This is a genomic window from Methylobacterium carpenticola, from assembly GCF_042748905.1.
In the GTDB taxonomy this organism is placed as follows: domain Bacteria; phylum Pseudomonadota; class Alphaproteobacteria; order Rhizobiales; family Beijerinckiaceae; genus Methylobacterium; species Methylobacterium carpenticola.
The window spans coordinates 4,281,384-4,304,430 of sequence record NZ_JBHZEO010000001.1; the positions used below are offsets into that span (position 1 = coordinate 4,281,384).

The 23,047-nt window shown below is 70.8% G+C and carries 23 protein-coding genes; 13 read left to right on the forward strand and 10 right to left on the reverse strand.

Features of this window, described 5'->3' with window-relative positions; translation table 11 throughout:
• Positions 1 to 193 precede the first annotated feature (193 nt).
• Positions 194 to 580 carry a response regulator gene (locus tag ACE101_RS20055; protein ID WP_379133167.1) on the reverse strand — a complete coding sequence of 129 codons (387 nt, stop codon included), beginning with the start codon at positions 578 to 580 and terminating at the stop codon, positions 194 to 196.
• A 1-nt stretch (position 581) separates the two neighbouring features.
• Complete coding sequence (locus ACE101_RS20060; RefSeq protein ID WP_379133170.1) at positions 582 to 1,862, reverse strand: sensor histidine kinase; 1,281 nt, start codon at positions 1,860 to 1,862, stop codon at positions 582 to 584.
• Positions 1,863 to 2,145: 283 nt separating this feature from the next.
• Here ACE101_RS20060 and ACE101_RS20065 point away from each other — a divergent pair, with 283 nt between their 5' ends.
• Genes ACE101_RS20065 through ACE101_RS20075 form a run of 3 tightly spaced genes read left to right on the forward strand, consistent with a single transcriptional unit; the run spans position 2,146 to position 6,822 of the window.
• Positions 2,146 to 3,918, forward strand: coding sequence for an N-acetylglutaminylglutamine amidotransferase (locus tag ACE101_RS20065; RefSeq protein WP_379133173.1), 1,773 nt, complete (start codon positions 2,146 to 2,148; stop codon positions 3,916 to 3,918).
• A gap of 5 nt (positions 3,919 to 3,923) precedes the next feature.
• Positions 3,924 to 5,633 (forward strand): N-acetylglutaminylglutamine synthetase, encoded by a 1,710-nt coding sequence (ngg, locus tag ACE101_RS20070; RefSeq protein WP_379133176.1) that lies wholly within the window; start codon positions 3,924 to 3,926, stop codon positions 5,631 to 5,633.
• A 4-nt stretch (positions 5,634 to 5,637) separates the two neighbouring features.
• Positions 5,638 to 6,822, forward strand: a complete 1,185-nt coding sequence (locus ACE101_RS20075) for an osmoprotectant NAGGN system M42 family peptidase (protein WP_379133178.1) — start codon at positions 5,638 to 5,640, stop codon at positions 6,820 to 6,822.
• A gap of 4 nt (positions 6,823 to 6,826) precedes the next feature.
• Here ACE101_RS20075 and ACE101_RS20080 read toward each other — a convergent pair whose 3' ends face one another.
• Together ACE101_RS20080 and frc are read right to left on the reverse strand one after the other, a co-directional pair.
• Complete coding sequence (locus tag ACE101_RS20080; RefSeq protein WP_379133181.1) at positions 6,827 to 7,759, reverse strand: methionyl-tRNA formyltransferase; 933 nt, start codon at positions 7,757 to 7,759, stop codon at positions 6,827 to 6,829.
• 117 nt (positions 7,760 to 7,876) lie between these two features.
• Positions 7,877 to 9,154, reverse strand: coding sequence for a formyl-CoA transferase (gene frc / locus ACE101_RS20085; RefSeq protein WP_379133184.1), 1,278 nt, complete (start codon positions 9,152 to 9,154; stop codon positions 7,877 to 7,879).
• 417 nt (positions 9,155 to 9,571) lie between these two features.
• Here frc and ACE101_RS20090 point away from each other — a divergent pair, with 417 nt between their 5' ends.
• From ACE101_RS20090 to ACE101_RS20100, 3 genes are all read left to right on the forward strand, one after another.
• A complete protein-coding gene (locus ACE101_RS20090; protein ID WP_379133187.1) occupies positions 9,572 to 11,407 on the forward strand; it encodes a hypothetical protein in 1,836 nt (611 codons plus the stop codon).
• A gap of 100 nt (positions 11,408 to 11,507) precedes the next feature.
• Positions 11,508 to 11,834: a hypothetical protein gene (locus ACE101_RS20095; protein ID WP_379133190.1), complete on the forward strand. Its 327-nt coding sequence runs from the start codon at positions 11,508 to 11,510 to the stop codon at positions 11,832 to 11,834.
• Between the two features lie 329 nt (positions 11,835 to 12,163).
• Positions 12,164 to 13,267 carry a patatin-like phospholipase family protein gene (locus tag ACE101_RS20100; protein ID WP_379133192.1) on the forward strand — a complete coding sequence of 368 codons (1,104 nt, stop codon included), beginning with the start codon at positions 12,164 to 12,166 and terminating at the stop codon, positions 13,265 to 13,267.
• 101 nt (positions 13,268 to 13,368) lie between these two features.
• Here ACE101_RS20100 and ACE101_RS20105 read toward each other — a convergent pair whose 3' ends face one another.
• Positions 13,369 to 13,998 (reverse strand): LysE family transporter, encoded by a 630-nt coding sequence (locus ACE101_RS20105; RefSeq protein ID WP_379133196.1) that lies wholly within the window; start codon positions 13,996 to 13,998, stop codon positions 13,369 to 13,371.
• Positions 13,999 to 14,323: 325 nt separating this feature from the next.
• Here ACE101_RS20105 and ACE101_RS20110 point away from each other — a divergent pair, with 325 nt between their 5' ends.
• Positions 14,324 to 15,952 (forward strand): long-chain-fatty-acid--CoA ligase, encoded by a 1,629-nt coding sequence (locus ACE101_RS20110; RefSeq protein ID WP_379133199.1) that lies wholly within the window; start codon positions 14,324 to 14,326, stop codon positions 15,950 to 15,952.
• A 184-nt stretch (positions 15,953 to 16,136) separates the two neighbouring features.
• A complete protein-coding gene (locus ACE101_RS20115; RefSeq protein WP_379133201.1) occupies positions 16,137 to 16,916 on the forward strand; it encodes a DUF1499 domain-containing protein in 780 nt (259 codons plus the stop codon).
• Between the two features lie 148 nt (positions 16,917 to 17,064).
• Here ACE101_RS20115 and ACE101_RS20120 read toward each other — a convergent pair whose 3' ends face one another.
• The 3 genes from ACE101_RS20120 to ACE101_RS20130 form a co-directional block, all read right to left on the reverse strand.
• On the reverse strand, positions 17,065 to 17,979 hold the full coding sequence (locus tag ACE101_RS20120) for an MBL fold metallo-hydrolase (protein ID WP_379133204.1): 915 nt from the start codon (positions 17,977 to 17,979) through the stop codon (positions 17,065 to 17,067).
• 83 nt (positions 17,980 to 18,062) lie between these two features.
• The gene (locus tag ACE101_RS20125) at positions 18,063 to 18,986 is read right to left on the reverse strand and encodes a DUF2865 domain-containing protein (protein WP_379133207.1); all 924 of its coding nucleotides are present in this window, start codon (positions 18,984 to 18,986) and stop codon (positions 18,063 to 18,065) included.
• Positions 18,987 to 19,141: 155 nt separating this feature from the next.
• Positions 19,142 to 19,339 (reverse strand): hypothetical protein, encoded by a 198-nt coding sequence (locus tag ACE101_RS20130; RefSeq protein WP_379133210.1) that lies wholly within the window; start codon positions 19,337 to 19,339, stop codon positions 19,142 to 19,144.
• Between the two features lie 205 nt (positions 19,340 to 19,544).
• Between ACE101_RS20130 and ACE101_RS20135 the strand changes: the two genes are divergently transcribed.
• Positions 19,545 to 19,721, forward strand: coding sequence for a DUF1328 domain-containing protein (locus ACE101_RS20135; RefSeq protein ID WP_379133213.1), 177 nt, complete (start codon positions 19,545 to 19,547; stop codon positions 19,719 to 19,721).
• Positions 19,722 to 19,824: 103 nt separating this feature from the next.
• Here the strand turns inward: ACE101_RS20135 and ACE101_RS20140 are convergent, their stop codons facing one another.
• Positions 19,825 to 20,046: a NepR family anti-sigma factor gene (locus ACE101_RS20140; RefSeq protein WP_379133215.1), complete on the reverse strand. Its 222-nt coding sequence runs from the start codon at positions 20,044 to 20,046 to the stop codon at positions 19,825 to 19,827.
• Between the two features lie 185 nt (positions 20,047 to 20,231).
• On the opposite strand from ACE101_RS20140, the gene ACE101_RS20145 reads away from it, so the two are divergent.
• The 3 genes from ACE101_RS20145 to ACE101_RS20155 all read left to right on the forward strand — a co-directional run bounded on the left by ACE101_RS20145 (position 20,232) and on the right by ACE101_RS20155 (position 22,208).
• Positions 20,232 to 21,035 (forward strand): response regulator, encoded by an 804-nt coding sequence (locus ACE101_RS20145; RefSeq protein ID WP_379133218.1) that lies wholly within the window; start codon positions 20,232 to 20,234, stop codon positions 21,033 to 21,035.
• Between the two features lie 401 nt (positions 21,036 to 21,436).
• A complete protein-coding gene (locus tag ACE101_RS20150; protein WP_379133221.1) occupies positions 21,437 to 21,946 on the forward strand; it encodes a hypothetical protein in 510 nt (169 codons plus the stop codon).
• 61 nt (positions 21,947 to 22,007) lie between these two features.
• The gene (locus ACE101_RS20155) at positions 22,008 to 22,208 is read left to right on the forward strand and encodes a hypothetical protein (protein WP_379133223.1); all 201 of its coding nucleotides are present in this window, start codon (positions 22,008 to 22,010) and stop codon (positions 22,206 to 22,208) included.
• A gap of 203 nt (positions 22,209 to 22,411) precedes the next feature.
• On the opposite strand, the gene ACE101_RS20160 is transcribed toward ACE101_RS20155, so the two are convergent.
• Entirely contained in the window at positions 22,412 to 22,606 is a 195-nt protein-coding gene (locus tag ACE101_RS20160; RefSeq protein ID WP_012332567.1) for a con-10 family general stress protein, read from the reverse strand.
• A gap of 227 nt (positions 22,607 to 22,833) precedes the next feature.
• Between ACE101_RS20160 and ACE101_RS20165 the strand changes: the two genes are divergently transcribed.
• The gene (locus tag ACE101_RS20165; protein ID WP_379133228.1) at positions 22,834 to 23,037 is read left to right on the forward strand and encodes a hypothetical protein; all 204 of its coding nucleotides are present in this window, start codon (positions 22,834 to 22,836) and stop codon (positions 23,035 to 23,037) included.
• Positions 23,038 to 23,047: the final 10 nt, after the last annotated feature.

Genomic DNA, 23,047 nt, shown 5'->3' on the forward strand with positions numbered 1-23,047 from the left:
GGGATGTCAATGCTTTGGATTGTGTGCGATTTATCTCGCGATGCTGCCACGGCCGAGCCGGAAACGATGCCGCCCGAGGTGCTCGTGACTGGATTTCGGTCGCGGGCCGGCCGATCACGGACCTGCTCCTTTCGGGCATCGCGAGCCGGTGGCTTGACCGGCCATGACCGGGCGGCGCGGTTCGGAGGGGCGGTCAGCGGTCGGGAGCCCCGGCCTGGCTGCGGAACGTCTCGATCGCCGAGATGATCGCCGAGGGGCGGTAGGGCTTGTTGAAGAACAGGCTGCCCGGGGCGAGACGCGGCGCGTCGCCGCTGAAGCCGGTCGCGTAGATAACCTTCAGCCGCGGCCGCAGCCGCAAGGCCTCCTCGGCGAGCGCCCAGCCGTCGATCGGGCCGGGCAGGCGGATATCCGTGAACAGCACGTCGACGGCCAAGTCGGTGGCCAGCATCTCGAGGGCCGCATCGGCGGAGGCGGCCTGATGCACCGTCAGCCCCGCATCCTCCAGCTCCGCCGTGACGAGGTCGAGCAGGAGGAGCTCGTCCTCCACCACCAGCACGGTCTCCACCTGCCCGCCATCCATGTCACGCCAGCCTCGCGGTCATGAACATCGATCCTATCGGCTCCGCGGACGGCTCGGAAAGCGCGGCCGCCCGCGGCGGAGCCGCGTTCTCCCGCGGCAGATAGACGTCGATCGTCGTCCCCGCACCCGGGCGGCTGTGCAGGGCGAGGTGGCCGCCGGACTGCTTCACGAACCCGAAGACCTGACTCAGGCCGAGCCCCGTCCCGCGGCCCACCGGCTTGGTGGTGAAGAAGGGTTCGATCGCCCGCTCGGCCACCTCCGGCGCCATGCCGCGGCCGGTATCGCTGAAGCGCAAGTGCACGTAATCGATGTCCTGCAGCGGCGGCTGCGCCCGCGCGGCCTCCCGCGCGAGATTGCGCGTCGCGACCGTGAAGGTCCCGTCCGGCTCCATGGCGTCCCGCGCATTGACCGCGAGGTTGAGCACCACGCTCTCGAGCTGGTTGCGGTCGACGCAGGTGGGCCAGAGATCGGGCTCGAGATCGACCACGAGGCGCCCGGACGGCGACAGGGCGCCCTCGATGAGGTCCAGCATGCAGCGCACGAGATGGTTGGCGTCGACCCGGGTCGGGACGAGGGGCTGCTGGCGGGCGAAGGCGAGAAGGTCGCGCACCAGCCCGGCCGCGCGCTCGGCGCCCTCCATCGCGCTCTGCAGCGGCTTCTCGGCCGCAGCGTTGCCCGGGAGCAGCCGCTGGAGGCGTTCGAGGTTGCCGATGATCACGCCGAGCAGGTTGTTGAAGTCGTGCGCGACCCCGCCCGTGAACTGGCCGATCGCCTCCATCTTCTGGGATTGCCGCAGCATGGCCTCCGCCCGCTCGCGCTCGTCGATGGCGAGGCGCAGCGCGTCCAGGGCCGCGTCGCGCTCGGTGATTCGGGCGGTCAGCGCCGCATTCATCCGCCGCAACTCCTCCGGCGAGGGCAGGGCGAGCGCCCGGGGCAGGAGGGGCCACAACGTCGCCGCGGTGGCGAGCGAGATCACGGCCGTCAGGATCTTCACCAGTGCCTCCGCACCGTAATCGGGCACGAACAGCGTCCAGATCGCGAAGAAATGCGTCGTTCCGCAGGCGAGAATGAAGAGCGCAAAGCACCAGAAGATCCAGCCGAACGCGATATCGCGCCGTTTCGTGACGAAAACGCCGAGCGCCACCGGGATCGAGAAGTAGGCCAGACCGATCAACGCGTCGGAGATCATGTGCGCCCAGATCAGTTCGGGCCGCCAGAGCAGGCAGATGCCGTGAGGAGAGAGGCTCTCCGTGTCCAAGAAGCGGCCGGCTAAATCGCTCATGGTCATGTCACCCGCACTGATTCTCAGCCGGAATACGTCGATTGATTCGAACCTTGAACCAATTATGCCCTTAGGCAAGATGTGACGCACCACTTTCCCAGGGCGGACGGCGGATCGAACCGCGGGCGGCAAGCCCGAAGGCGGTCATTCGGAACCTTGTCCAGCCACGCGCATTGGCCTTGCGCGCCTCGACGGCACCGCTCGTCCGGCCCACGCGCGACGTGGTTGCCGGCCGATCGGTCGCGGGCGCGCGTCAGTTTGTAACGGGACGAGGTGCGAGCGCATGTGCGGAATCTGCGGCGAAATCCGGCTCGACGGCGCGCCGCCGGACGCGGCGGCGGTGGCGGCGATGGCCGGGCCGCTTCGGCCGCGCGGCCCCGACGCGGGCGGCAGCTTCGCGCAGGGCGGGATCGCCTTCGGCCACCGGCGCCTCAGCATCCTCGATCTCAGCCCGGCCTCGCAGCAGCCGATGGTCGATCCGGGGCTCGGCCTCGCCATCGTCTTCAACGGCTGCATCTACAATTTCCGCAGCCTGCGCGAGGAGCTGCGCGCCAAGGGCTACGCCTTCTTCTCGGATGGCGACACGGAGGTGATCCTCAAGGCGTATCACGCCTGGGGGCCTCGCTGCGTCGAGCGCTTCTACGGCATGTTCGCCTTCGTCCTCTGGGAGCGCGACAGCGGCCGGGTGGTGATCGCGCGCGACCGCCTCGGCATCAAGCCGCTCTACTACGCGGAATCCGGGTCGCGCCTGCGCTTCGCGTCGAGCCTGCCGGCGCTGCTCGCCGCCGGCGACGTCGACCGCGCGATCGATCCGGCCGCCCTGCACCATTACATGAGCTTCCACGCCGTGGTGCCCGCGCCGCTCACCATGCTGAAGGGCGTGCGCAAGGTGCCCCCGGCGACGATCATCACGATCGAGCCGGACGGGCGGCGTCACCAGGAGACCTACTGGGAGGCCACGGTCGCGGAGCGCCCCGCGGATCGCGGCATGACCGAGGCCGACTGGCGCGAGGCCGTGCTCGCGACGCTGCGCAAGGCCGTGGAGCGGCGCCTCGTCTCCGATGTGCCGGTCGGCGTGCTGCTCTCCGGCGGGCTCGACAGCTCGATCGTCGTGGCGCTGCTGGCGGAGGCCGGGCAGCGCGGCCTCAAGACCTTCTCGATCGGCTTCGAGAGCGTGGGCGGCGAGGCGGGCGACGAGTTCACCTATTCGGACATCATCGCCGAGCGCTTCGCCACCGATCATCACCGCATCCGCATCGATTCCTCGCGGGCCCTGCCGGCCCTGCACGGCGCCGTGGCGGCGATGTCGGAGCCGATGGTCAGCCACGATGCGATCGGGTTCTATCTCCTCTCGGAGGAGGTCTCGAAGCACGTCAAGGTCGTGCAGAGCGGGCAGGGGGCCGACGAGATCTTCGGCGGCTACCACTGGTATCCGCCGATGATGGACGCGACCGACGCGGTCTCCGCCTATTCGCGCGTGTTCTTCGACCGCGACCACGCGGAGATGCGCGAGGTGCTGTCTCCCGATCTCGTGGGCGAGGATGTCAGCCGCGCCTTCGTGGCGGCGCATTTCGCGCGGCCCGGCGCCCCGCGGCCGATCGACAAGGCGCTGCGGATCGACACCGAGATCATGCTGGTCGACGATCCGGTGAAGCGCGTCGACAACATGACCATGGCCTGGGGGCTCGAAGCCCGGGTGCCGTTCCTCGACCACGATCTCGTGGAACTCGCCGGCCGCGTGCCGGCCGACCTCAAGATCCGCGAGGGCGGCAAGTACATCCTCAAGGAGGCCGGCCGGCGCGTCGTGCCCTCCGAGGTGATCGACCGCCCCAAGGGCTACTTCCCGGTCCCGGCGCTCAAGTACCTGCGCGGGCCCTTCCTCGACCTCGTGCGCGACGTCCTGAACGAGCCCGTCGCCCGCGAGCGCGGCCTGTTCAACCGGGCCTATGTCGACCGCCTGCTGGCCGAGCCCGAGGCGCACATGACCCCGCTGCGCGGCTCCAAGCTCTGGCAGGTCGCGCTGCTCGAATTCTGGCTCCAGACCCACGCGATCTGATGAACATGGCGAGTCCCGCATCCATGCCGTCGACATCAACCCCGGCCGCCCCGGGGGCGGCGAACGTCGCCGTCGAGTGCGGCTGGGGCCGGCTGATCTTCGGACAGACGTTTCGCGATCCGGCCGATCTCGTGGACGTGCTGCTCCAGGAGCAGCCCGGCCACCGCGACGTGGCCTTCTACGTGGCCGAGCCGCACGTCGTGCTGGCGCTCGCCCCCACCGAGCTGTTCCTCGATCCGTCCCACGCCTATCGTCTCGACCTCACGGGCTTCGACGCGGCGGCGGGGGCGCCGCAGGGATTCCGGGTGCGCCCGGTGGCGGCGCTCGCCGATATCGAGGCGATCAACCGGATCTGCCGCGCCCGCAACATGGTGCAGATCGACACCGCCTTCGCGTGGCCGCCGCAGGAGGACGGGATCCTGACCTACCTCGTGGCGGAGGATGCCCGGACCGGCGCGATCCTGGGCGCGGCGACGGGCGTCGACCATGCGGCGGCCTTCGGTGATCCGGAGAACGCCGCCTCGCTGTGGTCCCTCGCCGTCGATCCGCAGACGCCGCATCCGGGCGTCGGGGAGGGGCTGGTGCGGGCTCTGGCCAGCCTGTTCCGGGAGCGCGGCCGGGCGGTCATGGATCTCTCGGTGATGCACGACAACGCCCAGGCGATCGCGCTCTACGACAAGCTCGGCTTCGCGCGCCTGCCGATCTTCACCATCAAGACCCGCAATTCCTTCAACGAGAAGCTCTATACCGGCCCCTCGCCGGACGCCGCCCTGAATCCCTACGCGCAGATCATCACCAACGAGGCGCGCCGCCGCGGCATCACCGTGGAGGTGGTGGACGAGCCGACCTCGATGGTGCGGCTCTCGCACGGGGGCCGCAGCTTCGTCTGCCGCGAGAGCCTGTCCTCGGCGACCTCGGCCGCCGCGATGACCATCTGCGACGACAAGGCGCTCACGCGCCGCCTGCTCGCGGGCGCGGGCCTGCGGGTGCCCGACCAGGGCGTGGCGGGCGACGAGGCCGCCGCCCGGGCCTTCCTGGAGAAGCACGGCGCCGTCGTCGTGAAGCCCGCCCGCGGCGAACAGGGCCGCGGGATCGCCGTGAACCTCACCACGATCGAGGAGGTGGGCACGGCGATCACCGAGGCGAAGCGCGTCTGCGACACGGTGCTGATGGAGGAATTCGTCGCGGGCGACGACCTGCGCGTCGTCGTCATCGACTTCAAGGTGGTGGCGGCGGCGATCCGGCGGCCGGCGGAGGTGGTCGGCACCGGCCGGCACAGCGTGCGCGAGCTGATCGAGCGCCAGAGCCGGCGGCGTGCCGCGGCGACCGGCGGCGAATCCCGCATTCCCCTCGACGACGAGACCCGGCGCTGCGTCGAGCGCACGGGCCATACGCTGGACGACGTGCTGGAGGAGGGCACCACCCTGCGGGTGCGTCGCACCGCGAATCTCCACACCGGCGGCACCATCCACGACGTGACCGACGCGATCCATCCGGACCTCGTCGCGGCTTCCGTCAAGGCCGCCCGGGTCATCGACATCCCGGTGGTCGGCCTCGACCTGATGGTCCCGGACGTGCGCGGCCCCGAGCATTGGTTCATCGAGGCGAACGAGAGGCCCGGCCTCGCCAATCACGAGCCGCAGCCGACCGCCGAGCGCTTCATCGACATGCTGTTTCCCCAGACGATCGCCGCCGCGCGCATCCGGAGACACTGATCCCGTGAACAAGCCCTTTGCCGCCGCGTCCGCGCCGGTGCGGATCGACGTCGATTACATGCTCGACTTCCTCAAGCGTCTGCTCGAGATCCCAAGTCCCACCGGCTACACCGATCAGGTCGTGCATTTCTGCGGGCGGGAGCTGGAGCGGCTCGGGGTGCCCTTCGAACTGACCCGGCGCGGCGCCATCCGGGCGACCCTGAAGGGCGCGGGGCCCGGCCCGGCGCGGGCCATGGTCGCGCATGTCGACACCCTCGGCGCGATGGTCAAGCAGCTCAAGGAGAACGGCCGCCTCGCCCTGATCCCGATCGGCACGTGGTCGTCGCGCTTCGCGGAGGGCGCCCGCTGCACGATCTTCACCGATCAGGGCAGCTATCGCGGCACGATCCTGCCGCTGAAGGCCTCCGGCCACACCTTCAACGAGGAGGTCGACACGCAGCCCGTCGACTGGACCAACGTCGAGATGCGGGTCGACGCCTTCTCGTACCGCGTGGACGACCTGCGGCGCCTCGGCTTCAACGTCGGCGATTTCGTCGCGGTGGATCCCAATCCGGAATTCTCGCCCCGGGGCTACATCAACTCGCGCTACCTCGACGACAAGGCGGGCGTCGCCGTGCTGTTCGCGGCCATGAAGGCCATGAAGGATGCCGGCCGCAAGCCCACGGTCGACACCTACATGCTGTTCACCATCGCGGAGGAGGTCGGCGTCGGTGCCTCCTCCGTCCTGCACGGCGACATCGCCGAGATGGTGACCATCGACAACGGCACCGTGGCGCCGGGGCAGGCGAGCCGGGAATCGGGGGTCACCATTAGCATGGCGGATTCCGCCGGCCCGTTCGACTTCCATCTCACGCGCCGGCTGATCGAACTCTGCGAGACGAACGACATCCGCTACGAGCGCGACGCCTTCCGGTTCTACCGCAGCGACAGCGCCTCGGCGCTGGAGGCCGGCAACGACCTGCGCACGGCGCTGATCTGCTTCGGCGTGGATTCCTCGCACGGCTACGAGCGCACGCACGTGAACGCCCTGCGCTCGCTCGCCGAACTCTCCTGCCTCTACCTCCAGAGCGACGTGCTGTTCGGGCGCGACCTCAAGCCGCTCGGGCCGCTCGCCGGCTTCCCGCATCAGGAGAGCGAGAGCGCGGATCCGGAGGGCGACGCCCTCGAGGACACGATCGTCCCGAGCTGAACGGTCAGGTGCCGAGGATCTGCCCCAGGCGCAGGCCGCCCTCGCGGGCGAAGGCGGCGGCCGGCATCTTGCCGCCGCCCTCCGGCTTCAGCCGGAAGACCTCGATCTGCCCGCCCTGCGCGGTGACGCGGATCGAATCCTCGCCGATCTCCACCACCTCGCCGGGCACGCCCTTCACGGCGGCGAGGGTGCGCACCGGATGCTTGCGGGAATCGAAGAGCTGGAGCTTGCGCCCGTCGAGGGTCGTCCAGGCGCCCGGGGCAGGATTGGCGGCGCGGATCAGGTTGTAGATCTGATCCGCATGGGCGTCCCAGTTCAGGCGCGCGGCCTTGGCCGAGAACCAGCCCTCGTAGCTCGCCATCGACTCGTCCTGCACGGTCTCGCCGTGCCGCCCGGCGGCCACGAGGTCGGCGGCTTCGAGCATCGCGGCGACGCCCATCGGGAACAGCCGGCCGAAATACACCTCCCCGAGGGTGTCGTCGGGACCGATGGCGCAGGTCTTCTGGAGGATCACCGGGCCCTCGTCGAGGCCATCGGTCGGGCGGAAGATGGTGAGACCCGTCTGCGTGTCGCCCTTGGCGATCGGCCAGTTGATCGAGGAGGGGCCGCGATAGCGCGGGAGCAGGGACGGGTGGTACTGGATGGTGCCGTGACGCGGGATGCCGACGAAGCTCTGCGGCGCGAACTGGAGCACGTAGGCCATCACGCCGAGATCGACCTCGAGGGCGCGCAGGGTGTCGGCCGCCTCGCGGCTCTTCAGGCTCGGGAACTGGTGGACCGGCAGGCCGCGCTCGGCGGCGGCGAGGCGCAGGGCGTCGGGTTTGACCCCCTCCTTCTCGGGGGCGCAGAACACCCCGCCGACCGTGTCGCCGCGCGCCAGAAAGGCTTCGAGCACGGCCTTGCCGAAATCCTGCTGACCGATGAGTGCGATGCGCATGGCTGCCTCCGCGTGGGGAGCCCGGCGACAGGCCTCCCCGTTCGGCCGCTCGGAGCGCGGCGGCCGTCCAGTCTGAGGGCAGGCGGCGCCCCTACCGGGCGCCGTCGATGACGGGAGCTATTCGGCGGCGATCTTCTGGATCGCGCCGATGGCGCCGGAGGCGGAGACGTCGAGGATCCGCTCCTCGCCGTAGCCCAGCACCTCCCGCAGCACCTCGTCGGTGTGCTCGCCGAGGAGCGGCGAGCGCTTCACCTCGGTCGGGCTGTCCGAGAGCTTGATGGGATTGCCGACCGTCAGGTACGACCCCCGCACCGGGTGCTCGACCTCCACGATCGTGCCGGTCGCGCGCAGCGACGGCTCCTCGGCCAGTTCCTTCATGGACAGGATCGGTCCGCACGGAATGTCGTCGCGGTTGAGGATCTCCATCGCCTCGAACTTGGTCTTCGACATCGTCCACTGCTCGATGCGCTCGAAGATCTGGTTGAGGCGGGGCAGGCGGGCGGCCGGCTTGGCGTAATCCGGATGCGTCTTCCACTCCGGCTCGCCGATGACGTCGCAGATCTTTTCCCAGACCGGCGCCTGGGTGATGAAGTAGAGGTAGGCGTTGGGATCGGTCTCCCAGCCCTTGCACTTCACGATCCGGCCCGGCTGCCCGCCGCCGGAATCGTTGCCGGCCCGGGGCACGGAATCCCCGAAGGGCACGCCCTCGCCGTACTGGCTGTACTCCTTGAGCGGCCCGGCCGAGAGGCGCTGCTGGTCGCGCAGCTTCACGCGGCACAGGTTCAGCACGCCGTCCTGCATGGCGCAGTCGACGCGCTGGCCGCGGCCGGTCTGGGTGCGCTGGTAGAGGGCGGTGACGATGCCGAGGGCGAGGTGCAGGCCGGTGCCCGAATCGCCGATCTGGGCCCCGGTCACGAGCGGGATCCCGTCCCGGAAGCCGGTGGTGGAGGCCGCGCCGCCCGCACATTGCGCGACGTTCTCGTAGACCTTGCAATCCTCGTAGGGGCCCGGCCCGAAGCCCTTCACGGAGGCCACGATCATGCGCGGGTTGAGCGCCTGGATGCGCTCCCAGGTCAGGCCCATGCGGGCCAGCGCCCCGGGCGCGAAGTTCTCGACCAGCACGTCGCAGGCGCGCACGAGGTCTTCCAGCACCTCCATGCCGGTCCGATTCTTGGTGTCGAGGGTGATGGAACGCTTGTTGGCGTTCAGCATCGTGAAGTAGAGGCTGTCGGCGTCCGGCACGTCCTGCAGTTGCGTGCGCGTGATGTCGCCGACACCGGGGCGCTCCACCTTGATGACATCGGCCCCGAACCACGCGAGGAGCTGGGTGCAGGTCGGCCCGGACTGGACATGCGTGAAGTCCAGGATTCTCACGCCTTCGAGTGCCTTGGTCATGGGATCATCTTCGCTCTGATCGGTTGCACGGGGCCGGCCGCGGGGCGCTGCCGGCCGAGACGGTCCGGCTCACGGGTGAGGGGAGGCGGACTCCACGGCGGTCTCGCGGGGGATCACGGGGACGATCCCGCGGGCATGCCCGATCATGCGGGGCCGGCAGCCTGGCCCGGCGGTGTCCCGCCCCGGTCCGGACCATCCTGGGTCCGGGATCAGCCTCGGCCGTCTCTCCATCGGGCGCTTCCTCGGGTCTCGGCGGTTCGCCGCCCGCGCCGCCTCGAGCCGGAGCGGATCGTGCCCGGCCCTCGGCGGCGCCGCTGCCGGCATCCGCTCTTCCCGCCCAGCGAAGGGCGATGACACAGGTTGGCATACCAGATACCATGTGTCAAACAGAGGTCTTGCCACCGGGGAGATCCGCCCATGCTCCGCGATCCCGCCGCCGAGGTCGCCGCGACCCGCGAGGTCGCCGGGACGGCCTTCGGTCCCTGGAACCCGGGCATCCAATCGGCCCTGCCGCGGGCCTTCCTGCCGCTCGCGACCGTGTTCCGGCCCGAGAACGTCGCCACGCCGCTCGCCGACGCGGAGGATCTCGCGGGGGTCTGCGGGCTCGCCCCCCAGGATCTCGTCGCCTTCCGCCCCGAGCGGCTCGCCGTGCACGAGGTGCTGGTGCGGGTGACCGCCGACCTCTCGGTGCCGACCGGCCGGGAATACGCGGATCTCGGCGTGAACTTCCGGCGCATGACGGAGCGCATCCTGGCGACGGCGATCCGGCCCCGGCTCGGCGCGGTCGCCGCCGCCCTCGACGCGCTCACGGAACGGGCGCACGGCCTGATGGCGGCGGAACTGGCGGCCATCTTCGCGCCCTCGGCGCCCGCGGCCCCCGCAGGCTGGCGGGCGCGGCTCGGCCTCGCGCGCCGGCCGCCCGCGATCCCGGAGGAAGCGCTGGAAGAGCGGGCGCTCCGGCGCCTCGCCGAGGCGCAGGCCCGTGCCACGGACGACGGGGATCCGCTCGCCGCCGCCTCGGCCGAGGCGCTGCTGCGCGTGGTCGGCGCGATCATCCGCCACCGCGGCCGGCTCATCCGCGACCAAGCGCTGATCCTGCGGATCGCCGGCACGCTGGTATCGAACGGCATCGGCAGCCAGCAGATCGGCCGGCTCCTCGATCCGTGGTTCCGCGAGGCGGCCCTGCGGGAGGGCTACCGGCTGCTCGCGCCGCAGGGCCGGCCGGTGGTCATGAACGTCAAGGGCGCCTCCGCCGCGGGCAAGAGCACGATGCGGCCGCTGCAGCGGGCGCTTGCCGGGCGCATCGGCGTGGCATGGTCGGATTTCGCGCTGATCAGCCCCGACATCTGGCGCAAGTTCCTGCTCGACTACGCCGCTCTCGGGCCGGCCCGGCGCTACGCCGGCACGCTCACCGGCCACGAGGTCGAGATCGTCAACACCAAGCTCGACCGCTACATGGCGGCGAAGGCCCGCGACGGGCGGATGTCGCACCTGCTCATCGATCGATTCCGCTTCGACAGCTTCGCGGCGGATTCCCGTGCCGAGGACGGCAGCCAGCTCCTCACGCGCTTCGGCGACCGGATCTACATGCTGTTCATGATCACGCCGCCCGACGCGACGGTGGAGCGGGCGTGGCTGCGCGGGGAGCGGTTCGGCCGCTACAAGGCGGTGGACGATCTCCTCGCCCACAATGTCGAAGCCTTCACCGGCATGCCGCGCCTGTTCTTCACCTGGGCGCTGAAGCCCGACCGGCGGGTGCACACGGAGTTCCTCGACAACAGCGTGCCGGCGGGCGAGCGCCCGCGCACCGTCGCCTTCGGCTGGAACGGCGAGATGACGATCCTCGACGTCGCGCGGCTCCTCGACGTCGACCGGTTCCGGAAGATCAACATCGATGCGGCCTGCCCGCGCGCCGTCTATCCCGGACCCGAGGAGATGGCGCCGGAGCGGAACACCGGCTTCCTCCGGGCCTGCGCCCGGACAATGCGGGTGATCCGCTTCGCCGATCCGGCGACGGGTCGGGTCTATGCCCGGTTCGAACGGGGGCATCTGCGCACGGCCGACCGGGCGCTCTTCCGGCAGGTGCTGGCGACGCCCGAAGGCCAGGCTGCCTTCGCGGCGATCGCGGAAGGGCCGCCGGAGACCTGCCCGGACGGCGCCGAGGCCGAGACCATCGGCCGAGCCGAAAGTCACACCCTCGGCGCCTGGGGACCGGAGCCCGACGAGCCCGCCAGCCTGCCCGCGCCGGAGTGAGCACCCGGCTTCGCCGGAACACTGCCAGCGACCGTGACGTTGATTCGCACGCCAACGCCGAGGCGCCGCAGGACCTCGGCCGACAGGGTGGAGGATGAACATGGCTGGAAGTCAGGCCGGTAGCCATACGACCTCGCGCAGCAGCGGCGTCCCGGGCGGCGACTCGCTCTACGACCAAGCGACGAGCGCTGCCCGCAACCTCGCCGATCAGGCGTCGGACCGCTGGGACGACGTCGCCGAACAGGGCACACGCTACGTCCAGCGCGGACGGGACGTGGTCGGTGACGTGGACGGCACCACGCTGGCCGGGTGGTTCGTGGCGGGGGCGATCGGGTTCGGCCTCGCATGGCTGATGTTCGGCCAGCGGTCGGTGAGCGGCGACTACGTGGCCCGCCGGATGAGCGCGAGCAGCGATCACTATCGCTGAGCCGGGAACCGGGCGCGGCCCTGCGCGGAGGCATGGGGCTGCGCCCGGCAAATCTCCTGATATCATAGCGCCTTGAGCGCGGACTCTCGTGCAATGCGCGAGGTGCCGCGAAGGCGTCCGGTTTTCGTGGCCTCTTCATCGGCGCCGAATCATGTCCGGCCGGATCCGAGGGCTCGAGACCCCGTCATGGCGGATGATTTGGATTTCGTATCAGTGGTTTGGGGTCTTTCATTGAATTCGTTGATCAGGATCGGCGGACCCGCCTCGACTCCTCGCTGTGGCCCGGAAGTGACCGTCGTTCCGATGCCGGCTGTCTCGAGGCCGAGCTGATGCCGCCCGAGCCGATCCCGCCCCAGGGGAAGCAGCCGGCCGGCGCGCCGACGATCCGGACCACCGTGTCCCTGCCGCCGGACGTCGCCCTGGTGCTGGGGGGCGGCAATGCGCTCGGCGCTTACCTGGCAGGGGCTTGCGACCATCTTCTCACCCGCGGCATCACGCCCGGCCGGATCGTCGGCGCATCGATCGGCGCGGTCACGGGGGCGCTCATCGCGGGCAATCCGCCGGCATTGCGCGGGCCACGGCTCCGGGAATTCTGGGCGGAAGCGGCAGTCCATACCGCCGCCGCGCCGGGCGAGCCGCTCAAGCTTCGCCAGATCTACAACGGCTTGCATTCGACCTTCGCTGCCCTGGCCGGCCGGCCCTCGATCTTCCGGCATCGCTTCCCGGGCCTGTGGTCGGCTCTGCCCTGGATGCCGAACGACACCGCGCTCTACGATCTCGCGCCGCTGCGCCGGACGCTCGAACGGCTGGTGGATTTCGACCGGCTCAACCGGGGCGACATCGATCTCTCCGTCTGCGCCGTCGACCTGGAGACCGGGGACGAGGTCGTCTTCCGGACCGGACGGGACGTGATCGGGCCCGCCCACATCCTGGCGAGCGCCGCGATCCCGCCGGCCTTTCCCCCGGTCGAGATCGATGGGCGCCTCCTGTGCGACCCGGGCTACACGAACAACGTGCCGATCGACTTGGTCCTGGCGGAGCCGCCGGAGCGGGATCTCCTGTGCATCGCCGTCGAGCTGTTCAGCCTGCGGGCGCCTCGCCCACGATCGCTCGACGCGGTTCTGGAGCGCGCGCACGACCTCGTCTTCGCGAGCGCCACCCGCCGCACGGTTGCGGCTCTGCGCCGCGAGTACGCGTTGCGGCAGCGTCTGGCGCCGGAGGCCGCGCACGCCACCCTGCTGCACCTCGCTTATCGGGCCGGGCTCGACGAGGTGGCGGCCAAGACCCTCGACTTCTCGCCCGCCTCGATCCGCGACCGCTGGGAGGCAGGCCGCCGCGACATGGAACGCGGCTTGGCACGGCTGCGGGAGGCCGGCCCGACCGCCGACCATCTGCGCTACCTGCCGGTCGACGGCTCCCATGTGCCGGGGTGAGCTCGCGATATGTGAAGGATCGTCGCCCGCCCGGCGGCTTGCGAGAACGGCTTGATGTGGGAGTCGAGGGGCGAGTGCGGATCGAGCCGGCGCCGTTCCCGTCAGTTCGCCACCCGCCAGAGGGCGAGCACCGCCATGCCGAGAAGCGCGCCCGCGATGCCGAGGCGCATCCAGCGCCCGCCCGCAGCGACGAGCCGCCGGAGCGGGGGCCGCGAGAGCACGAAGCCGACGAAGCCGAACCACGTCGCTGCCATCGCGAAGACGAGCAGGCAGGCGAGAGGGGCGGCGTTCGGCATGAGGCCATGCGCCTCGGCCGTGAAGAAGCCGGCGAAGAAGGGGATCGTCACCGGGTTCGAGGCCGCCGCCACGAGCCCGAGGGCGAAGGTCGCGCCGCCCCGGCTCGGCGCGAGGCGGGTCGGATCGACCGGGGCGCCGGCGGTGCCCATCAGCATGCGCAGGGCGGCCCGGGCCAGCAGGACCGCGAACACCACCGAGCCGAGAAGCCGGCCGAGCGGTCCCGACGGCAGCAGCGAGGCGCAGCCCGCCGCGAGTGCGGTCGCGACGGCCGCACCGCAGGCGACGCCGAGCGCCGCCAGGACCGTGTCCCGCCCGGGCGCCACCACGCTCGCGCGCAGCACCACGAGGAGGTTCGGCCCCGGCACGGCGAGGACCAGTGCGTAGGAAGTGGCCAGGGAGCCGAGCAGCGAGGGAAGGGTCGAGGCGTCGCTCATCCGGCCTGTCCGCGGCGCGGCGCCCGATGCGCCGCAGAGAGCGCTGTTGAAGCGCATCGCCGGACCGCGAGCGTCCTCCGATCGGATGACCCTGTGGGGGGTAGGGGTGGGCCGGGGCGCCTCCTTCGAGGTGCGACCCCTCTCCGTCCGATGTCGGAACTCTGCCGAGGTTCCCGTTCCCGCATCATTGTCGCGGCCGGACCGGTGACCACTGTGGTGAATGATGCTTAGACTGCATCGCGACGGGCCTCGCCGCCCGTCCGTCGTCCGGACAGGCCGACGCGATACGGCGCGCCACGCGCCCTAGGGTAAGGAGCGATACGCCATGCTCGGCCTGATGCAGGACTGGCCCCTGCGGATCCATCGCGTCATCGATTACGCGGCCTCCCAGCACCCGGATCGCGCGGTGATCTCCCGCTCGGTCGAGGGGCCTATCCACCGCACGGATTACCGCGCGGTGCGCGAGCGGGCCCTGCGCCTCGCCAAACGTCTGGAGCAGGACGGCATCCGCCTCGGGGACCGCGTCGCGACGCTGGCCTGGAACACCTGGCGCCATCTGGAGGCGTGGTACGGCATCACCGGGATCGGGGCGATCTACCACACGGTGAATCCCCGGCTGTTCACGGAGCAGATCGCCTACATCATCAACCACGCGGAGGATCGCATCCTCCTCCTCGACCTCACCTTCGTGCCGCTGGTGGAGCGCATCGCCGACCAGTTGCCGACGATCGAGCGCTACGTCCTGCTCACGGACGGCGCCCACATGCCGCAGACCAGCCTGCGCAACGCGGTCGCCTACGAGGATTGGCTCGCCGAGGCGGATGCGGACTTCGCCTGGGCCGCCGTCGAGGAGAACACCGCCGCCGGTCTCTGCTACACCTCCGGGACGACGGGCCACCCGAAGGGCGTGCTCTATTCGCACCGCTCGAACATCCTGCACGCCCTGACAGGGAGCGGCCCCGATTACATCGGCCTCGCCAGCCGCGACGTGGCGATGCCGGTGGTGCCGCTGTTCCACGCCAACAGCTGGTCGCTCGCCTTCTCGGCGCCGATGGCGGGCGCTGCGCTGGTGATGCCGGGGCCGAAGCTCGACGGCGCCTCGATCCACGACCTCCTGGAGACGACCGGCGTGACGATGACGGCGGCCGTGCCCACCGTGTGGCTCGGCCTGCTCCAGCACCTCGACGCCACGGGCGGGCGGCTCAGCCATCTCCGCCGGGTGCTGATCGGCGGCTCGGCCTGCCCGCGGGCGATGACGGAGCGCTTCGAGCGCGATCACGGCGTCAGCGTCGTGCATGCCTGGGGCATGACCGAGATGAGCCCGATCGGTTCCTTCTGCTCGCTCAAGCCGGAGGTGGAGACCCTCACGGGCGAGGCGCGCCTCGACCTGAAGATGAAGCAGGGCTATCCGCCCTTCGGGGTCGAGTTCCGGCTCACCGACGACGACGGCCGCGAGCTGCCCTGGGACGGCGTCACCTTCGGGCGGCTCACGGTGGCAGGCCCGGCCGTGGCCAAGGCCTATTACGGGGACGACACGCCGATCCTCGACGAACACGGCTTCTTCGACACCGGCGACATCGCGACGATCGATCCGCACGGCTACATGACGATCACCGACCGCTCGAAGGACGTGATCAAGTCCGGCGGCGAGTGGATCTCCTCGATCGAACTCGAGAACCTCGCCATCGGCCATCCGCAGGTGGCCGAGGCGGCGGTGATCGGCGTCGCGCATCCGAAATGGGACGAGCGGCCGCTCCTCGTCGTGGTGCCGAAGGCCGGCTGCCAGCCGGACAAGGCCGACATCCTCGACTTCATGCGCCCGCGCATCGCGAAATGGTGGCTGCCCGACGACGTGGTGCTGGTCGAGGAGATTCCCCACACCGCCACGGGCAAGATCCAGAAGACCGCCCTGCGCGACCGTTTCCGCGACTACCGGTTGCCGGGAGCGGCCTGAGCCGATCGCGCGAAAGGGATCGCCGGTTTTTGTCGCAGAACCGGCGATCCATCAGGAAGCTCAGCGGACGAAGCGGTGGCCCGCCAATGCGAGTCTGTTCAGGACGGGGCAGGGAGGGGTTTCCTGCGGGCGGGCCGCCCTCTACTAACCGTGGCATGCCCGCCCGCTTCCCGTTCCGCTCCGCATGCGCCGCCTGATCGCCGAGGAGCCCGTGACGCGGGCAGCCCCCTGGTCGCTGCGCTTCGCATGGTTCGCGCTCGCCGTGGTGGGGATCGCCCTCATCCTGGTGCGCGATCCGCGGGCCGAGACCGGCCCGGCCCTCGCGGCGCTCGGGGCGGGCGTCGTGGTCGCGGCGCTGGCAGTGCTCCTCGCCCTCGGCGCCTTCGTGCGGATCTGGAACGAGGGCGCGCGCGGCCTCGGCACCGCGGTCGGCGGCCTGCTCCTCGCGGGCCTCGTCCTGGCCTATCCGGGCTACATGGCCGCGCGGGGGCTGATGCTGCCGCGGCTCACCGATATCTCGACCGACATCGCCGAGCCGCCGGCCTTCTCGCGCTCGCGGGCGGCCTATGCGGCGCGGGCGGGGCGACTGCCGCCCGACGTCACCCCCGCCGCGCGGGCTTTGCAGCGGGAGGCCTATCCGCAGATCGCTCCGCTCACCCTCGACCTCGGCGCGGACGAGGCCTACCAGCTCGCCCTGAAGGCGGCGGCCAACCGCAAGTGGCAAGTGGTGGAAGCCTACCGTCCGGGCGGACGGGTGGGGAACGGGCGCATCGAGGCCGTGGTGCGCTCGCGCCTGCTCGGCCTGCCCTACGACGTCACCGTGCGAGTGAAGCCACGGGCGGACGGCGCCCGCCTCGACGTGCGGGCCGCCTCGCGCTACGGCGACCGCGATTTCGGCCAGAACGCCGATCATATCCGCTCCTACCTGGAGGAGCTGTCGAACCTCGCCATCGCGGTGAAGTGATCCGCGTTCGGGGCGAGCCGTTCGGCCATCGCCAGGGTTGGCCTCATACGGTTTCCGGATGATCGCTTCGCGATGCGGAAACCGGCCTCGCTCAGGCGCCGCGCGGGCTCGTGATACCGTTTCCGAAAGTGATCGTCCGGAAACCGTATCAGACGGTCCGGTACTCGCCCTCCAGCGTCGGCTCCCCGTCGGTGGCGGCGAGGCCGCGGCCGACGAGATCCTCCAGATGGGCGAAGACCGAGAGGGCCGCCGCGCCCTTCAGGCGCGGGTCGAGCCCCTGGTAGATCTGCGCGACCAGTGCCGGGATGGTGCGGTCGCCCGTCGCCAGCCGGTCGAGGACCGCCGCCTCGCGGGCGCGGCGGTGGTGGGAGAGCGCCCGCACGAAGCGCTGGGGCTCGCGCACGGGGCCGCCATGGCCGGGCCAGTAGATCCGCTCCGACCGGCCCTTCAGCCGGTCGAGGGAGGCCATGTAGGCGCCCATCGCCCCGTCCGGCGGTGCCACGATGCTGGTCGACCACGCCATCACATGGTCGCCCGAGAACAGTGTCTCCTCCTCCGGCAACGCGAAGGCGAGGTGGTTCATGGTGTGGCCCGGGGTTTCGAGCGCTCGCAGGGTCCAGCCGGGCCCGTCGAGCACGTCGCCGTCGCGCATCTCCCGGTCCGGGCGATGGTCGCAGTCGCCGGCCGCATCGAGGAGGTTCTGCTCGCTGCCGCGCAGGGCCCGGGCGGCGCGGTGCGGCCCGCAGCCGACGATGGGCGCGCCCGTCGCCGCCTTGAGGGCGCGCGCGCCCGGGGAATGGTCGCGATGGGTGTGCGTGACGACGATCGCCGTCACGGTCTCGCTGCCGAGCGCGGCGAGCAGCGCCTCCACCTGCCCCGCTTCGCCGGGCCCCGGATCGATCACTGCGACGCGGCCGTGCCCGACGACGTAGGTGCAGGTCCCCGTCTGGGTGAAGGGGCCGCCATTCGGGCAGACCAGCCGTCGCACCAGGGGCGACACCGCCTCGATCCGGCCGCTCTGCGGCGCCTCACGGGTGAAGACCGGCGCTTCGGACTGGGTCAACCGGATATCTCCTCGCGCGACCCTCGCGCATTCGGGGTTGTCGGTCGGGGTTATCGGCGGCGGCGGCTCCTGTCGAGGGCGACTCAGCGATAGGGCGAGGGCGCCACCACCCGCACCGGGGCGAAGGCCGCCCGGGCCGACAGGACCGTGAAGCCGCCCGCCTCGGCGAGGCGGACCGGCTTTGCCGCCGCGCGCGCGGTGCGGGCGAGTTCCAGGCGGAAGGCGGCGCGGACGCGCTCCCGGCGGCTCACGTCGAGGATGCGGTCGAGATCCTGACGCGACGCGGACGAGACGGCTGCGGACCGGCGGAAATCGGCGAAGAGCGGCTGCCCTCCCGCGCCCCGGCCGGTGAAGATCGCCGCCGTGTCGCGCATCGCAACGGCGTCGCCCATGTGCAGCGTCGGGTCGCGCGCGATCGCGTGCGCCACTGGGCCCGTCGTGCCGCCCGGGTGGCAGGTGCAGCCGGGAACGCTGCGGGTCCGGTAGACGAGGGCGCTGGCGAGCCGGCGGTAAGGCTGTCCGCCGAGGCTTACGGCCTGATCGAGTTCCCGGCCGCCCGCGAGCGTGTAGAGCGCCGTCTCGGCCCCCGGGCAGGCCGCCGCGCAGGCACTCCGATGCCGGTCGAGATCGCCTTTCGCGCGCAGGGTCGCGAGGGGGAACATGAAGCCGTCGCAGGTCCGCACGCAGACCGTCCGGGCGCCGCCGATGGCGGCCCGCCGATCCGCGCGTGGCGTTGCTCCGGGGCGCAGGTGCAGGGGCGAGGCGGATCGCCGGATGGCTCGCTCCGGCCGCGGGACGCGCCGCAAGGCGCCGAGGACGGGCCGGGTTGCGATGGGCGCCAGGGCTTCGATCCGGCGCGGCGATTCGCCGAACAGCGTCTCGATGAGGCCGGCGGCGTCGGCGGTTCGCACCAGCGTCGTGGCGCCGATCGCGCCGCCGAGGCCGATCATCGCGCCGAGGAGAACGCTGCGCAGCCGACACGAAGCGACGAGCCGGCTCGGAACCATGGTGACGCCTCCCGTCGGAACAGGAGGCAGATAAGAGGACGCCTCTCACGCGGGCAATCGGTGTGAAACACCGACGACGGGGCGGGGCCGGCCGGACATCTCCGATCCGGCCGCTTCGCAATCAGGCCGCGATCACGGCCGCGGGCGGAGATGGATCAGCGGCGTGGACGCCGGGCACGGACGGGCACCGGGACGGGCTGCGCACCGCCGCGCAGGGCCGCGAGGGCGGCGGCAGCGGCGACGATCGCGCCGGCCGTCAGAACCGGGACCAGGGAGCCGGCCGACGCGAACCCGACCAGGAGCAGCCCGATCAGGAGGGCGAGGCCGGCCTGCAGGGCAATGGATCGGTTCATCGTGCAGCCTCCAATGGTTCGCCGGAGCAACGTGCGGTGCGGAACGCCGGTTCCGGCACCCCCGCGCCCCTGGGCGTCTTCCCCAAGATGGAGGTTCATCGGCCGTTCGTCGCTGCGACAAAGCGGAACCGCGGGGCAGGCTTGACGTTTTTCAGGCTCAAGATCGGCCGCCGGCCGATGACGTAATGAACGAAAGGTTCTCGCCATGCTGGGTTGGGCGGTTACTTTCCTCGTCGTGGCCCTGGTGGCCGCGCTCTTCGGCTTCGGCGGCATCGCGGGCACCGCGGTGGAGGCCGCGAAGATCATCTTCTTCGTCGCCGTCGTGCTCTTCGCCATCTCGGCGGTGGTCGGCCTCCTGCGCGGGCGGTCCCCCACACTCTGACGGCGGCCCCGCTCGCGGGGCATGGCAGCTCCCGGCGGAGCGCAACGGTGTCGCGGGGAGGCCTGCGGCGCCGGTTCCCAAGCAGAAGGCTCGAAGCAGCGCCTCAGGTGTCGCGCTCGGCCTTCTTCCGGCTGCCGTCGAGTTCGGCGAGCAGATCGATGAAGCGGTCCGGAATCGGCTGCTGCATCAGTTCGTCGTACATCGCACGGAGATGGGATCCGATACGTCCCTGGGTGGTGCGATCGAGCCCGGGCTGCTCGGGGCTTGCGGCAATTCCATCATCCGAGGGCACCTGAGCACCCCCCAACCCCTTGCAGTCGATCATGCAAATCCCCTTCGTCCTGTCCTCGACGAGCGGGCAGGACGACGCCGCGGCGCTTGTTGACCAACACGCGCTCTTGCGCCGACAACGCGGTCGGACCCGGGCGGTTCCCCGTGCCGGAACGAACGTGCGAGCGGGGCGTTGAGACCAGGGATCTCGCACGCGCGACACCACTCAAGGGGACATGAATGTCGACAGCACAACTCGTCGTGCAGCACCTGCCGTACCTGCGTCGCTACGCGCGCGCGCTGACCGGTAGTCAGGTGGCCGGCGATGCCTACGTGGCCGCGACGCTCGAGACGCTGGTCAACGAGCCCGAGACGCTCGGCCGGAGCGCGAACGTCAAGGCCGATCTGTTCCGAGTCTTCACGCGAATCTGGAACTCCCTCTCGGTGAACGGGCAGAGCGACCAGGTGCAGCACGACCTGCCGGCGGAGGTGCGCCTCGGCCAGATCACCCCGCTGCCGCGTCAGGCTTTCCTGCTCTCCTGCCTCGAAGGCTTCTCGGAGGAGGATGCCGCCACGATCCTCGGCGTGGACGTGTCCGAGGTGCGCGACCTCGTCGACGAGGCCGGCCGCGAACTGGCCGCCGACATGGCGACCGAGATCCTCATCATCGAGGACGAGCCGCTCATCGCGATGGACCTCGAAGCCCTGGTGGAGGGGCTCGGCCACAACGTCACCGGCGTGGCGCGCACCCGGACCGAGGCGATCAAGCTGGCGGAAGGCCGTCGTCCCGGCCTGATCCTCGCCGACATCCAGCTCGCCGACGGCAGCTCGGGCCTCGACGCGGTCAACGACCTGCTCAAGACCTTCGAAGTGCCGGTGATCTTCATCACCGCCTATCCGGAGCGCTTCCTCACCGGCGAGCGGCCCGAACCGGCCTTCCTCATCGCCAAGCCCTTCCAGCCGGCCAACGTCTCGGCCGTGATCAGCCAAGCGCTGTTCTTCCAGCAGAGCGCCCGCCGCCGCGAGGCCAAGGCCACCGTCTGAACGAGAGCCTCGGCCCGATGCCACGGCCTCTCCCTCTGGGGGAGGCCGTCCGTCTTTTCAGATCCCGACAATAAAGAACGGGCCGGATCATGATCCGGCCCGTTTTCAGTTTCCGGCCAATGCACAAGGGGAATGCGGGGAGGACCAGGTGGCCGGGTTGCTGTCTCAACGTCCCCCCGACCCGGCTGGTTCCCGGACACGCGCGCGGTTTTTCGGCGAGTGTGTCTTTCGTGCCGCGCCCGGGGTGCGCCGACGCACCTCTTCGGGGTTACCGAGGCGTTAAGGCACTCCCTCGAATGGTCGCCATGCACTGTCCCGTTTTCGCACCGGGACGCGGAACGACTTGGCTGGCCACGACGTTATAAAAGTGACGTGTCAAGCTTCGCTCCGAGGACCCGCGTATGCTGCGCGCTCAACTCTTCTTCGGCATCACCGCACCGGCGGCACTTCTTGCGATCGTCGCTCAGCCGCTGATCGAGCATTCGATGGTCGCGCTCGCCCGCCCGGCGGCAGGCGCGGTTGAGCTTGTCAAGGGGGATCGGTTGGCGCCCGCGCAGCCCGCGCGGGTTCCGCAGAAGCCCGTGGCAGTCGAGATCACCGGGCTCGGCGCGACGAAGGTCACGCTGCGGAACGAGGCGGGGGACATCGTGTTCCAGACCGACTCGGCCGCGAACACCACCCTCGTCGCCCGCGACACCGCGCTTCCCCAGGTGACCGTGCGCAGTCGCGACGGTGCCCCCGTGGTCGAGCAGCGCGGCCCGGCCACGCCCACCGCCAAGGAGATCGGGACCGGACGCCGGATGCTGGAGGGCTGCGAGGGCGCGATCAGCGGTCTCGCCGGTCAAGAGGCACGCCGCCTGCTGCCGAGCCGCTGCCTCGCGCAGATCGGACCTGGTCCGGTCGCGGGCTGAAATCCGGTCGCGGGCTGGTCCGGCCGGCCAACCAAGAACCGATCGTTACAGGGAGAGAACCATGCTCGGCTATCAGGAGCCCGATACCCAAACGCCCCCCCCGGCCCCGGAGCGGGTGCGTTGCGAGGCGGCGGTGTCCTCGTCCGAGAGCGAGCGGCTGGAACGGCTCCTCGCCGGCATCGTGCTCACGCGCCCCGAGGACGACACGATCTGCGCGCTGCTGCTCAAGCGGAACCTCGTGGTCACGCAGCTCGCCGCCTGACGGAACGGTTCCGTCTCTCCCGTACCCTGCCGCAAGGCCCGGAACGGCTCTGCGCAGGGTGCGAACGCGCGTGAGGCCGCCGCAACGAAAACGGGCGCCGATGAGGCGCCCGTATTGCTGTCGGCCGGGAGGATGAGGACGGACGCGCGAAAAACCACCGTGACCCGGCGTCGTGTCGGGTCACGGCGGTGTCGGAGGGTCCGTCAGTCCTCGCTGGACCGGCCCGAGCCCGAAGCCTGCCCGCCCTTGCGGCCGGCGGACGAGGCGAGTTCCCGATCCTGGGAGAAGGACCGCTTCTCGGCGGGAACGCTGCGGCCGCCCTTGCTGGCGATCTCGCGCTGCCGCTCCATATCCATCGAGGCGAAACCACGCTTCGAGGTCGAATTTCCGGTAGCCATGAATGCCTCCTTGGCCGGTGTCCTCGACCACTCAACCTTCAGCGCAATTGATGGTTCCTGTGCCGTTTCGGAGCAGGGGGGAAATCGAGGGGGGCCGCGCTGCCGCCTCCCGGAACCGCCCCGGTCGGGATCACGTTCGCCAGGGGCCGGATCCGCCCCGGAACCGGCATGAACAGGCCGAGCCCGTGCCCTGGCGGCGTGGCCGGCCGAGCTGGGAGCCCATCGCGATGACGAACCCCGCCATGGTGAAGCGACAAGCCGCCTTGCAGCCCGATCGGGCGCCGGCACCGAACTGCGACGCTCTGCCACCCATGCCGGCCTCGGAGAATGCCGCGGAGCCGGTCACCGGCCGCGAGCCCGAGGATTCGCCGCACGCCCAGGACCTGCTCGTCACCCGCCGGCCGGGCGGCCTCACGACCCGCAAGGATTGAGGCCGCGCAT